We start from the raw sequence: 12,487 nt of genomic DNA, 5'->3' as shown, positions 1-12,487 counted from the left end.
ATCGCCCGCCGGCTGCAAATCTCCGCCCGGATGCACCGGATCGCCCATCACCCGCTTGCCGCATTGCTGCGGCGCCAGGCCGGCTCGCTCTGCGGGACCGGGGTGGTGCTGGGCACGCTGTTCCTGGCCGCCTCGCTGACGCCCAGCCTGGTGCCGCGCAGCGACGTGATGCAGGGCACGCTGGCCGGGATGTGCTTCGGGGCGGGCTACGGGCTGGGCGCGGGCTTCGCCTGGCTGTGGCGCTACATGCGGCTGCCGTTCCTGCCGCATCGCTTCCGGCCGGCGCTGAACGTCGCGCTGGCGGTCGTCTGCCTGGGCGTCGTGGTCAGCTTCCTGTCGCAGGTGCCGGACTGGCAGAACTCGATCCGCCTGCCGATGGGGATGGAGCCGGTGGACAGCGCCCATCCGATCCGCCTGTTCGCCATCGCCGCGCTGGTCTTCGCGATCCTTCTGCTGCTGGCGCGGCTGTTCGCGCTGGCCTCGCGGCACCTGTCGGGGCGCGCGCACCGGATCGTGCCGCGCCGCGTCGCCAATGTCGTCGGCACGATCCTGGCGGCGCTGATCTTCTGGACGCTGGCCAATGGCGTGCTGTTTCGCTCGGTGCTTTACGTGCTGGACGGGTCCTATCGCGAATATGACGCGCTGATCGTGCCCGACCAGCCCCGCCCCGAGGATCCCCGGATGACCGGCAGCGCCGAATCGCTGGTCGAGTGGGAGATGCTGGGCCGGGCGGGGCGCGAATTCATCGCCAGCGGGCCCGAGCCCGCCCGGATCGAGGCGCTGACCGGCCGCCCGGCGATGCAGCCGGTCCGCGTCTATGTCGGCCTGCCCGCCGCCGACAGCGTGGCCGAACGCGCGGCGCTGGCGCTGGAGGAGCTGAAGCGCCAGGGCGGCTTCGACCGTTCGGTGCTGGTCGTGGTCACGCCCACCGGCACCGGCTGGATCGACCCGGCGGCGATGGACACGCTGGAGATCCTGCATGGCGGCGACGTGGCCAGCGTGGCGCTGCAATACAGCTATCTCTCCAGCCCGCTGTCGCTGATCGTGGAGCCCGAATACGGGGCCGAGGCGACCTTCGCGCTGTTCAACGCGATCTACGACCATTGGCGCAGCCTGCCCGCCGATACCCGGCCGCGCTTCTATCTGCACGGGCTCAGCCTGGGCGCGATGAATTCCGAACGGCTGGTCGAGCTGTCGGGGATCATGACCGACCCGGTCGACGGCGCGCTGTGGAGCGGGCCGCCCTTCGAAAGCCGCCTGTGGCGCGCCGTGACCGATGCCCGCCAGCCCGGATCGCCCGCCTGGCTGCCGCGCTATGGCGACGATTCGCTGGTCCGTTTCGCCAATCAGAGCGGGCTGGCGGCGCCGGCCGAGGCGCTGTGGGGGCGGATGCGGATCGTCTATCTGCAATATGCCAGCGATCCGATCACCTTCTTCGACCCGCGCGACTTCTATCGCCCGCCCGCCTGGCTGTCGGATCCGCGCGGTCCCGATGTCTCGGCCGAGCTGCGCTGGTATCCGGTGGTGACGATGCTGCAGCTGGCGCTGGACATGGCGGTGGGGACCGGCACGCCGATGGGTTACGGCCATGTCTATGCGCCCCAGCACTACCTGGATGCCTGGGTCGCGATCACCCGCCCCGCCGGCTGGACGCCCGAGTCGCTGGCCCGGCTGCGCGACGAACTGGCCGCCGGCGCCGGGATGGCCGGGGATTCGGACAGCCGAGGCGGCTAGGTCGGGCCGGGATCAGGTCGGGTCGGGATCAGGTCGGGCCGGATCAGGTCGGCCCAAGGGTCAGGTGGGGCCAGGATCGGCCAGCCTGCCGATCGCCTCGCCCAGGCCCAGATCGTGGTCGAAGCGGCCATGGGCCAGGAAATGCAGCACCTGCACGATGACGACGGGGTTGTTCATCATGAAGGTATGCGTCACCGGCAGCACGATATGATCGGCCATCCCCTCCAGTCGCGTGCTCTCGACCGAGACCTTGCCGTCGTTCGGCCCCTCGAAGCTCAGCGACAGGATCGGGTTCACCGTGCGGTCGCCGGCGATGATGCCCAGTTCGTAATCCGCCGGCGGCAGCCGGTTCGGCACGCTGTCGGCCTGGGTGCCAAGCTGCAGGCCCGCCGGCCCGTTCACGAAGCGGAACAGCGCCAGGTCGCCGAAGACATCCACCACCTCGGAGCCGTGATTGGGCGGCGCCAGCATCACCACGCGGCCCAGCCTGTCGGGGCGGTGATCCATCAGCCAGGCGCGCAGCAGGATGCCGCCCATGGAATGGGTGACGAAATCGATCCGCCCGGCCTGGTCCTGCGCGCCGCATTGCGCCGCCGCCTGCCCGACATAGTCCAGAAGCTCCTCGATCGGCAGGTCGGTCGAGGGATAGGTCTCGCTGACCACCAGATAGCCCCGGTCCTCCAGCGCGGTCTCCATCAGCTGCATCGAGGCGTCGCTGCGCGCCAGCCCGTGCAGCAGCACCACGCAATCCGCCGCCAGCGCGGGCGCGGGCAGCAGCGCCAGAAGCAACCATCCGATCCGCAGCATCGGTCCCCTTTCGATCACGGTCGCGGCCAGTCTTGCCACCGGCACCCGCCAGTCAAGCCCGACCCGTCAGGTCCCGACATTCGCACGGAAACGTCAGCAATCCGTTACCGCAATGGAATAATTGCCCCCGGCGCCCGTTCTGATCCAGCATGGCCCGCAAAGGAGACCCCGATGGCACCCGGCCCGGACGAGACATTCAGAACCGATCTTGTGGCGCTGGTGCCCCGCCTGCGCCGCTTCGCGCTGAGCCTGACGGGCAATCCGCAGGACGGCGACGACCTGGTGCAGGCCGCCTGCGAGAAGGCGCTGCGCAATGCCGCCCAGTTCACCCCCGGCACGCGGATGGACAGCTGGATGTATCGCATCGTCCAGACGCTGTGGATCGACGACCGCCGCCGCAACCGCACCCGCGGCACCACCATCGCCCCCGAGGACGCGAACCTCTCGGACGGCGGGCGCGGCGCCAACCTGCCCGAGGACCGGATGATGCTGGGCAAGGTCCGCGACGCGATGGGCCGCCTGCCCGAGCCGCAGCGCGCCGTCCTGTCGCTGGTCGCCATCGAGGGGCTCAGCTACAAGGATGCCGCCGAGGTGCTGGAGATCCCCGTCGGCACCGTCATGAGCCGCCTTTCCCGCGCCCGCGAGGCGCTTCTGCCGCAACTGGGCCTCAGCCAGGGACGCCGCCAATGAGCCGTGAAACCGTGATGGACAAGGAAACGCTTGCCGCCTTCGCCGATGGCGAGCTGTCGCCCGAGGAGGCCGCGCGCGTCGTCATGCACCTGGCCGACCATCCGCAGGACCAGGCCTATGTGGACGACCTGATGGCCGCCAATGCCGCGCTGGTGCGGGCCTTCGCCGGGCCGGTGAACGAGCCCGTGCCGGCGCGCTTCCAGCAGCTGCTGACGCCCGAAGCCGCCCCCCAGCCCGGCGCGACGGTGGTCCCGTTCCGCGCCCGCCTGCGCCGCCGCGCGCCGGTCCTTGCCGGGCTGGGCGGCGCGCTGGCCGCCGCTTTCGTCGGCGCGCTGGTGCTGATGCAGCCGGATGCGGCGGACCCGACCCTGACCGCCGGCCCGGTCGCGCCCGGCAGCGCCCTGCACGGGGTCCTTGCCGGGCAGCCCTCGGGCCAGCCGGTGGCCTATGGCGCGGGCGAGCTGACCGTGCTGGCCTCGATGCCCGCCGAGAGCGGCTTCTGCCGCGAGGTCGAACTGCTGGACCGGGCGGCGCGGAGGATGCAGGTCGCGCTGGCCTGCCATGACGGCGCGGGCTGGAGCGTCGATGTCGCGATGTCCGAAACCCTGTCGCCGGGTGCCGAGGGGCAGGATTTCCTGCCCGCCAGCGGCGCCGAGGGCGTGCTGCTGGACCGCTGGCTGGAGCGGCGCGGCGCCGGGCTGGCGCTGACCGCCGAAGAGGAAGCCGCCGCCATCGCCGAGGGCTGGGCGCGCTGAGGCGCGCCCTTCTTCAGCTTCCCCGGCACAGCCGGTCGGCCAGGATCAGCCCGTGGCCGTAAACCTCGTCATGGCCTTCCGCCCCCAGGTCGCGGGTCGCCTGCGCCAGCCGCCGGGCGACCGCTTCCGGCGCCAGCTCGGGTTCCCGCGCCAGCAGCATCGCCGCCCCCGCCGTGACATAGGGCGTCGCGAAGGAGGTGCCGGTCTTGGGCCGCGCCCCGCTGATCGAGGTCGCCAGCAGCAGCCCGACCCCCGGCGCCGCCAGGTCGACATGCCCGCCCCGCTGCGCGCCGCGATAGATCCGTCCGCGCCCGTCCACCGCCGTCACCGCGATCACCCCGTCATAGGCGGCGGGATAGGCGGCGGGGGCGGCCGGGCCGTCATTGCCCACCGCCGCGACCAGCACCATGCCGCGTTCCGCGACCAGCCGGGCGACGGTCGATTCCAGCACCGTGTTCGCCGGGCCGGTCAGCGCCAGGTTCACCACCCGCACGCCGCGCTCCTCCATCGCGTCCAGCCCGCGCAGCAGGGCCGAGATGTCGGCGCGCTCGTCCTGGCCCGCCAGCGAGAAGATGTCGGCCACGACCAGTTCCGCCTCGGGCAGAAGCCCGCTGACGCGCGAGCCGGGCGTGCCGGCCAGCAGCGAGACGATCGCGGTGCCGTGGATCTTGCCCGAGGGTTCGGGTTCGGTCCCCAGCCGGACCAGCTCGATCTGCGCGTCGGACAGGAATTCATGTTCGGTATTCACGCCGGTGTCGATGATGCCGATGGGCTGGCTCAGCGGGCAGGACCGGCGCCGCTCCTCCGCCTCGGGCCAGCCCACCAGCCGGTGAGAGGCGCAATTGCCGTGGGTGCAGTTCTCGGGCGCGGCGGGCGCCGCCGCCGTGCTGACCGCCTGGTCGGTGCGGTAATAGTGGTTCAGGTCCGCCGCTGCGCCGCTGGGAAGCTGGCGCACCCGGTCGCGCGCGGCTTCCAGGTTCTGGCCCGAGGGCGCCGACAGCCGGTGCAGCGTGCTGTCCAGCGCGTCAAGCGGCACGGTCTCGATCACGCCGAAACCCTCGCCCAGCAGCTGCTGCAGGTCCGCCTCGTCCAGGTCGGTCACGACCAGTTCGGGCGCGTATTCCGGCAGGGGCGCCGGGGCAGGGGCCGGGGCGGGCGCCGCGCGGCGCTGGACCTGCAGCGGAATCCGCAGCCGCAGCCCGCCGCCGCGGTCGTCATCATCATCGTCGTCGTCATCGTCATCATCGGCCCAGGCGGCCGGGGTCCAGCCGTGATGGCCGGGTCGCGGGTCGGGCAGGCCGGTCAGGATGGTGGCCCCGGCCAGCAGGGCAAGAAGGCACAGGCGATGGGAAAGCGGCATGGATCGGGACCTTCCGTCTGAAATCATCTGGGGGCCCGCAACGGGCCCTGGCAAGAACGGCTGCCGCGGCAGTTTATTCCGCCCCCGCCGCCCCTGTCGATCCGCGCGTGTTTTCCGGCGGAACTCTGCTTGAGCCCGCCGGGCCTTTCGCATATCGGTTTTCTCATGCGTATTCTGTTTCTCGGCGACGTGATGGGGCGGGCGGGCCGCCGGGCGATCAGCGACAGGCTTGCGGGGCTGAAGGCCCGGCTGAAGGCCGATTTCGTGATCGTCAACGGAGAGAATGCCAGCGGCGGGCGCGGGTTGACCGCGGGCCATGCCCAGCTGCTGCTGCAATCGGGCGCCGATTGCATCACCCTGGGCGACCATGCCTTCGACCAGAAGGACATGCTGGCCTTCATCGACCGCGAGCCGCGCGTCCTCCGCCCGCTGAACATCGCGCGCGAGGCGCCGGGGCGCGGCTTCGGCGTCTTCAGCGATCAGCGCGGCCGCAAGGTGCTGGTCCTGCAGGCGCTGGGGCAGGTCTTCATGTCGCGGCCCTTCGACGATCCCTTCTCGGCCGTGGACGGCGTGCTACGCGCCTATCCGCCGGGGGGGCTGGTCCAGGCGGCGGTGCTGGACATCCATGCCGAGGCCACCAGCGAGAAGATGGCGATGGGCCATTTCTGCGACGGCCGCGCCAGCCTGGTCGTGGGCACCCATACCCATGTGCCGACCGCCGATGCGCAGATCCTGAACCGCGGCACCGCCTATCAGTCCGATGCCGGCATGTGCGGCGACTATGACAGCGTCATCGGCATGGAGAAGGCCGAGCCCCTGCGCCGTTTCCTGACCGGCCTGGCCCGCGACCGCTTCACCCCGGCCGAGGGCGAGGCCACCCTGTCGGGCGTCCTGGTCGAGACCGACGACCGCACCGGCCTGGCCCGCGCCCTGACGCCGGTGCGCGACGGCGGCAGGCTGGCGCAGAGCGATCCGGGAACTGCCTAAGGCCATGGCTGCGGGTTGTCGCGCCTGTCCGCGAACCGGGCAGATCGCCGCCTGCCGGCGCGTCGCGCGGAAGGCGTCCGGTGCCGGCCGGGTTGCGGCCCGCGATTGAATCGGCGAAACAGGCGCCAGAAGGGCCCGCCGCGGTCCGCAGAAGAGAGTGCCGAATGCTCGGACTGGAACTGACCGGAACGGCCGCCGCCGTCACCACAATCTTTCTCATCATCGGGATGTTCGTCCTGTTCATCCGCGAAACCTATCCGCCGGAAGTGACCGCCATCGTCGGCACGCTGGCCATGGTGCTGCTGGGCATCCTGCCGGTGGACCAGATCTCGTCCGTGCTGGCCAATCCGGCGCCCTGGACCATCGCCTTCATGTTCATCATCGTCGGCGGGCTGGTGCGGACCGGGGCGCTGGAATGGTTCGGGCGCAAGGCGGCGCGCCATGCCGGGAACCGGCCCATGCTCACGCTGGCGATGATGTCGGTGCTGGTCTGCGTGATGTCGGCCTTCGTCAACAACACGCCGCTGGTGGTGGTGATGCTGCCGATCTTCATCCAGCTGGCCAAGGAGATGGACACCGCGCCCTCGAAGCTGCTGATCCCGCTGTCCTACCTGTCGATCCTGGGCGGCACGCTGACGCTGATCGGGACCTCGACCAACCTCCTGGTGGACGGGGTGGCGCGCAATTCCGGCATGGCGCCCTTCGGCATCTTCGAGATCACCCCGGTCGGGCTGATGGTGGCGATCTTCGGCGTCGCCTATCTGGTGCTGATCGCGCCGCGGCTTCTGCCGGCGCGGGCCTCGATGTCGCAGATGCTGTCCAATCGCTCCAGCATGAAGTTCTTCACCGAGGTGGCGATCCCCGAGGATTCCTCGCTGGTGGGCAAGACCCTGGCCGAGATCGACATCTTCAGCCGCGACAACGCGCGGGTGATCGACGTGCTGCGCGGCGACGCCTCGCTGCGCCGCGACCTGGCGGCGGTGCAGCTGGAGGCCGGGGACCGCGTGGTGCTGCGCACCCCCATGTCCGAGGTTCTGGGGCTGAAGAGCCACAAGGAGCTGCGCACCGTCGACAAGCTCAGCTCGGTCCAGACCACCACGGTCGAGGTGCTGATCACGCCGGGCTGCCACATGATCGGCCGCAGCCTGGGCTCGATGCGGCTGCGCCGCCGCTATGGCGTCTATGTGCTGGCGGCGCATCGCAAGAACCAGAACATCGGCCGCCAGCTGGACGACCTGGTGGTGCGGGTGGGCGACACGCTGCTTCTGGAGGGCGCCCCCGACGACATCCAGCGGCTGGCCGCCGACATGCAGATGGTCGAGGTCGCCCAGCCCTCGGAGCGCGCCTTCCGCCGCAGCCATGCCCCGATCGTGGTGGCGGTGCTGGCGGGCGTGGTGCTGCTGGCCTCGCTCAACGTCGCCTCGATGCTGGTGCTGTCCTTCATCGGCGTGGCCATCGTGCTGATCACGCGCTGCATCGATGCCGACGAGGCGCTGAGCTTCGTCGACGGCCGGCTGATGGCGCTGATCTTCGGGATGCTGGCCGTGGGCGCGGGGATGGAGAATTCCGGCGCCGTCACCTTCATCGTCAGCCATATCGGCCCCTTCCTGGAAAGCCTTCCGTCCTGGGCGCTGGTCCTGGCGGTCTATGTGATCGCCAGCATCCTGACCGAGGCGGTGACCAACAATGCCGTGGCGGTCATCATGACCCCGGTGGCAATCTCGATCGGCAACCATGTCGGCGTCGATCCCCGCGCGCTGGTCGTGGCGGTGATGATGGCGGCCTCGGCCAGTTTCGCGACGCCGATCGGCTATCAGACCAACACGCTGGTCTATGGGCCCGGCGGCTATACCTTCATGGATTTCGTCCGCGTGGGGATGCCGATGAACGTGCTGACGGCGGTGGTGACGACGGTGTCGATCTGGATCTTCTTCCCGATCTGAGCGGGGTGGCGGCCGGCTCTCGCTCTTGTCTTGCGATGGGGGCGCGGCCTGGACTAAAAGCGCCCGAATCCAGAATTTCCGAACTGCGAAGGACGACCGACCATGGCAGGCCATTCCAAATGGGCAAACATCCAGCATCGCAAGGGCCGCCAGGACGCGGCGCGCTCGAAGCTGTTTTCCAAGCTGGCCAAGGAAATCACCGTCGCCGCCAAGATGGGCGATCCCGATCCCGAGAAGAACCCGCGCCTGCGCCTGGCGGTGAAGGAGGCCAAGGCGAAATCGGTCCCCAAGGACGTGATCGACCGCGCCATCAAGAAGTCGCAGGGCGGCGATGCCGAGAACTACGAGGAGATCCGCTACGAGGGCTATGGGCCCAACGGCATCGCGCTGGTGGTCGAGGCGATGACCGACAACCGCAACCGCACCGCATCCAACGTGCGCAGCTATTTCACCAAGTCGGGGGGCGATCTGGGCCAGACCGGCTCCGTCAGCTTCATGTTCGACCGGGTGGGCGAGATCATGTATCCGGCCTCGGTCGGCGACGCCGACACGGTGATGCTGGCCGCGATCGAGGCAGGCGCGGATGATGTCGAGAGCGACGAGGAAGGCCACTGGATCTATTGCGCGGATACCGCGCTGAACGAGGTCGCGACCGCTCTGGAGGCATCCCTGGGCGAATCCGAGACCGCGAAGCTGATCTGGAAGCCGCAGGCCCCGACCGAGATCACTGACCTGGAGACCGCGCAGAAGCTGATGAAGCTGATCGATGCGCTGGAGGACGATGACGACGTGCAGAACGTCACCGGCAATTTCGACCTGTCCGAGGAACTGGCCGCGCAGCTGTAAGGCTTGCGTCCCGCGACGGCCGGGGGCGCTGCCCCGTCGCCGGCTGGTTCTCGAACCAGTGGCGCACCAGCCGGCGACCCCCGAGGATATTTGAGCCAAGATGAAAGGGGCCGTCAGGGCAGCAGGTTTGCCCTGGCGGCTTTTCTGATGGCGCGGGTCAGCGGGGCGAGGGCGGGGGCGGTGATGCGGCTGGCCTGCCAGAACAGCGGCACGTCGAGCGGCAGGTCGGGGGCAAGATCGACCAGGCGGCCGGCGGCGAGGTCCTGGGCGATCAGGCTTTCGGGATTCATGCCCCAGCCGAGGCCGAGCCGGGTGGCCTGGGCGAAGGCCTGCGAGGAGGGGATGCGGTGGATCGGCAGCGTCACGCGCCGGCCGGTCGCCAGCCGCGTCCAGCGGTCCTGCAGGGCGTCCTTGGCGTTGAAGCTGAGCGCGGGGGCCAGCGCCAGCGCGGCGGCGTCAGGGCCTTGCGGGAAGTGGCGGGCGGCGAAATCCGGGCTGGCGGTGGCGCGATAGCGCATCCGGCCGAGGGCCAGGCTGTCGCAGCCCGAGACCGGGCGGCTTTCGCTGGTCAGCGCCGCGATGACCTGGCCGGCCCTCAGCCAGTCCTGCGCGTGGTCCTGATCGTCGATCACCAGGTCCAGAAGGCCGGGGCTGGCCGCCAGCGGCGCCATCGCCCAGGTCGCGAGGCTGTCGGCATTGACCGCGATGCGCAGCACCGGGGGCGGGCCGGGGGCGGCGCCGAGCGCCGTTTCCAGCAGCCGCACCTGGTCCAGATGCGCGGCCAGCCGCAGCCCGGTCGCGGTGCCGGCGACCGGTGGGCCGCGATCGACCAGGACCGCGCCCATCCGGTCCTCGAGCGTGCGGATCCGCTGCGAGATGGCCGAGGGCGTGACCCCCAGCGCGGCGGCCGCGGCCTCGAAGGAGGCGCGGCGGATGACCTCGGCCAGGGCGACCAGCGCGGGATAGTCCATCATTAGCTGTGCTTCATATGGATGATTCGAATTCATTTTACTTGAATTCGCCGCCGGGCCAGAAGCAAGGCCGGAGGTGCGCTGATGCTGTCCTATCTTGCCGGTCTGGGGACCGGGCTGTCGCTGATCATGGCCATCGGGGCGCAGAACGCCTTCGTGCTGAAGCAGGGCTTGCTGGGCCGGCATGTTCTGGCTGTCTGCCTGTTCTGCGCCGTCTCGGACGCGCTGCTGATCGGGCTGGGCGTGGGCGGCATGTCGGTGATCGGGGCGCGGATGCCGGCCCTGGTCGAGGCGATGCGCTGGGGCGGCGTGGCCTTCCTGCTGTGGTATGGCGCGCGGGCCTTCCGTGCCGCCTGGCGGGGCGGCGCGGCGCTGCGGCCCGAGGGCGGGGCGGCCGGGCTGGGGGCGACGCTGGCGATGATCGCGGCGCTGACCTGGCTGAACCCGCATGTCTGGCTGGATACGGTGGTGCTGCTGGGCTCGATCTCGGCGCAATGGCCGGAACGGGGCGCCTTCGCCGCCGGTGCGGTCAGCGGCTCGTTCCTGTTCTTCTTCGCGCTGGGCTACGGGGCGCGGCTGCTGGCGCCGCTGTTCAGGCGGCCGCGCGCCTGGCAATGGCTGGAGGCCGGGGTGGGCACGGTGATGTGGTCCATCGCGCTGCGGCTGATGATCGGCTGAGCGGGGCTTGCACCCGGCGGGGGAACGCGCTCAATTGCAGGTCATGCAAATCTACAGCGATACGCGCCGTGACCTGATCGGCATCGGCTGGATGCTGGCCACGGGGCTGTGCTTCGTGGCCGTCAACGCCATCGTGCGCGGGCTGGAGGGGGCGCTGCCCGCCTCGCAGGCCGCCTTCATCCGCTTCCTGATCGGGCTGGTCTTCCTGGTGCCGGTGCTGGTCCCGGCGCTGAGGCGGGGCTTTCCGGCGCCGGTCTGGGGCCAGTTCTGCCTGCGCGGCGCCTTGCATGTGCTGGCGGTGATCGCCTGGTTCTATGCCATGTCGCGCATCACCGTGGCCGAGGTGACGGCCATCGGCTATCTGAACCCGATCGTCGTCACCATCGGCGCCGCGCTGTTCATGGGCGAGCGGCTGGCCGCGCGCCGGATCGCGGCGATCTGCGTGGCGCTGCTGGGGGCGGTGATCGTGCTGCGGCCCGGCCTGCGGGAACTTGATCCGGGGCATCTGGCACAGGTGCTGGCCTCGGTCGCTTTCGGGGCGTCCTACCTGGTCGCCAAGCGCCTGACCGAGCGCGTGTCGCCCGCCGTGGTGGTGGCGATGATGTCGCTGACCGTCTCGGTGGGGCTGGCGCCGATCGCGCTGGCGGTCTGGGTGCCGCCGACGCCGGCGCAGGTCGGCTGGCTGGCGCTGGTGGCGCTGTTCGCGACGCTTGGCCATTACACGATGACGCGGGCCTTTGCCGCGGCGCCGCTGACGGTGACGCAGCCGGTGACCTTCCTGCAGCTGATCTGGGCCAGCCTGGTCGGCGTGCTGATCTTCCACGAGCCGCTGGACGGCTGGGTGATCCTGGGCGGCGGGCTGATGATCGGGGCGATCACCTTCATCACCTGGCGCGAGGCGCGGATCCGCGCGCGCGCCGTGACCCCGCCGCCCGATGCCACGAAGGCCTGAATCACGAAGGCCTGAATCACGAAGGCCCGGCGCTACCTGTTGGGCCAGAGATTGGCGTGGCGGTTGACGTCCTTGTAGAGCAGGTAGCGGAAGCGGCCCGGTCCGCCGGCATAGCAGGCCTGCGGGCAGAAGGCGCGCAGCCACATGAAATCGCCGGGGCCGACCTCGACCCAGTCGCGGTTCAGCCGGTAGACCGCCTTGCCCTCCAGCACGAAAAGCCCGTGCTCCATCACATGGGTCTCGGCGAAGGGGATCGAGCCGCCGGGCTGGAAGGTGACCAGCGTGATGTGCATGTCGTGGCGCAGGTCCTCGGGGTCCATGAAGCGGGTCGTGGCCCAGGCATCGGTGCCGGGCATGGCGGCGGGCGCGATGTCCTGCTCGCGCGTCACGATCGGGTCGGGGCGCGTCAGGCCCTCGACCGGCTGCCAGCGCTTGCGCCACCAGTGAAAGCCGCTCCGGCCGGGGCCTGCGTTCCTGACCGACCAGGCGGTGCCGGGCGGGACATAGGCGAAGCCGCCGGGGGCCAGCCGGTGGTCCTGCCCGTCGATGGTCAGGCGCAGCGCGCCCTCGGTGACGAAGATCGCGTGCTGGATCTCGGGGTCGTCCTCGGGCAGGTCGCTGCCGCCGCCCTCGGCCAGCTCGACGATATACTGGCTGAAGGTCTCGGCGAAGCCCGAGAGCGGCCGGGCCAGGACCCACATGCGCATCCCCTGCCAGCCGGGCAGGAGGCTGGTGACGATGTCGCGCATGGTGCTGGACGGGAT

General features: G+C 70.3%; 12 protein-coding genes. 8 read left to right on the top strand and 4 right to left on the bottom strand.

Translation table 11 applies throughout. The features are described 5' to 3' along the window. Positions 1 to 30 precede the first annotated feature (30 nt). On the top strand, positions 31 to 1,734 hold the full coding sequence (locus C9E82_RS20585) for an alpha/beta hydrolase (protein WP_119898713.1): 1,704 nt from the start codon (positions 31 to 33) through the stop codon (positions 1,732 to 1,734). A gap of 60 nt (positions 1,735 to 1,794) precedes the next feature. Here the strand turns inward: C9E82_RS20585 and C9E82_RS20580 are convergent, their stop codons facing one another. After that, the gene (locus C9E82_RS20580) at positions 1,795 to 2,541 is read right to left on the bottom strand and encodes an alpha/beta hydrolase (protein WP_119898712.1); all 747 of its coding nucleotides are present in this window, start codon (positions 2,539 to 2,541) and stop codon (positions 1,795 to 1,797) included. 171 nt (positions 2,542 to 2,712) lie between these two features. Here C9E82_RS20580 and C9E82_RS20575 point away from each other — a divergent pair, with 171 nt between their 5' ends. Further along, the gene (locus tag C9E82_RS20575) at positions 2,713 to 3,231 is read left to right on the top strand and encodes an RNA polymerase sigma factor (protein WP_119898711.1); all 519 of its coding nucleotides are present in this window, start codon (positions 2,713 to 2,715) and stop codon (positions 3,229 to 3,231) included. Then, complete coding sequence (locus tag C9E82_RS20570) at positions 3,228 to 3,986, top strand: zf-HC2 domain-containing protein (protein ID WP_119898710.1); 759 nt, start codon at positions 3,228 to 3,230, stop codon at positions 3,984 to 3,986. The genes C9E82_RS20575 and C9E82_RS20570 overlap by 4 nt, the downstream gene beginning before the upstream one ends. A gap of 13 nt (positions 3,987 to 3,999) precedes the next feature. Here the strand turns inward: C9E82_RS20570 and C9E82_RS20565 are convergent, their stop codons facing one another. Then, positions 4,000 to 5,346 (bottom strand): S8 family serine peptidase, encoded by a 1,347-nt coding sequence (locus C9E82_RS20565; RefSeq protein WP_119898709.1) that lies wholly within the window; start codon positions 5,344 to 5,346, stop codon positions 4,000 to 4,002. Positions 5,347 to 5,511: 165 nt separating this feature from the next. On the opposite strand from C9E82_RS20565, the gene C9E82_RS20560 reads away from it, so the two are divergent. The 3 genes from C9E82_RS20560 to C9E82_RS20550 all read left to right on the top strand — a co-directional run bounded on the left by C9E82_RS20560 (position 5,512) and on the right by C9E82_RS20550 (position 9,122). Continuing rightward, positions 5,512 to 6,333: a TIGR00282 family metallophosphoesterase gene (locus tag C9E82_RS20560; RefSeq protein WP_122449380.1), complete on the top strand. Its 822-nt coding sequence runs from the start codon at positions 5,512 to 5,514 to the stop codon at positions 6,331 to 6,333. 164 nt (positions 6,334 to 6,497) lie between these two features. Then, complete coding sequence (locus C9E82_RS20555) at positions 6,498 to 8,276, top strand: SLC13 family permease (protein ID WP_119901095.1); 1,779 nt, start codon at positions 6,498 to 6,500, stop codon at positions 8,274 to 8,276. A gap of 102 nt (positions 8,277 to 8,378) precedes the next feature. Further along, entirely contained in the window at positions 8,379 to 9,122 is a 744-nt protein-coding gene (locus C9E82_RS20550; RefSeq protein WP_119901094.1) for a YebC/PmpR family DNA-binding transcriptional regulator, read from the top strand. A 113-nt stretch (positions 9,123 to 9,235) separates the two neighbouring features. On the opposite strand, the gene C9E82_RS20545 is transcribed toward C9E82_RS20550, so the two are convergent. Further along, positions 9,236 to 10,096: a LysR family transcriptional regulator ArgP gene (locus tag C9E82_RS20545; RefSeq protein WP_119901093.1), complete on the bottom strand. Its 861-nt coding sequence runs from the start codon at positions 10,094 to 10,096 to the stop codon at positions 9,236 to 9,238. Between the two features lie 81 nt (positions 10,097 to 10,177). On the opposite strand from C9E82_RS20545, the gene C9E82_RS20540 reads away from it, so the two are divergent. Together C9E82_RS20540 and C9E82_RS20535 are read left to right on the top strand one after the other, a co-directional pair. Next, positions 10,178 to 10,771, top strand: a complete 594-nt coding sequence (locus C9E82_RS20540) for a LysE/ArgO family amino acid transporter (protein ID WP_122449379.1) — start codon at positions 10,178 to 10,180, stop codon at positions 10,769 to 10,771. A 43-nt stretch (positions 10,772 to 10,814) separates the two neighbouring features. Beyond that, positions 10,815 to 11,723, top strand: coding sequence for a DMT family transporter (locus C9E82_RS20535; protein WP_240643613.1), 909 nt, complete (start codon positions 10,815 to 10,817; stop codon positions 11,721 to 11,723). Positions 11,724 to 11,755: 32 nt separating this feature from the next. Here C9E82_RS20535 and C9E82_RS20530 read toward each other — a convergent pair. After that, positions 11,756 to 12,487: bifunctional allantoicase/(S)-ureidoglycine aminohydrolase (locus C9E82_RS20530; RefSeq protein WP_122449378.1), on the bottom strand; the 732-nt coding region annotated here is incomplete at its 5' end.

Source organism: Paracoccus sigandri (assembly GCF_003709565.1).
Taxonomy (GTDB): domain Bacteria; phylum Pseudomonadota; class Alphaproteobacteria; order Rhodobacterales; family Rhodobacteraceae; genus Paracoccus; species Paracoccus siganidrum.
Note: the sequence above shows the minus strand (reverse complement) of the source record. Positions and strands in the feature narration are given on the sequence as shown.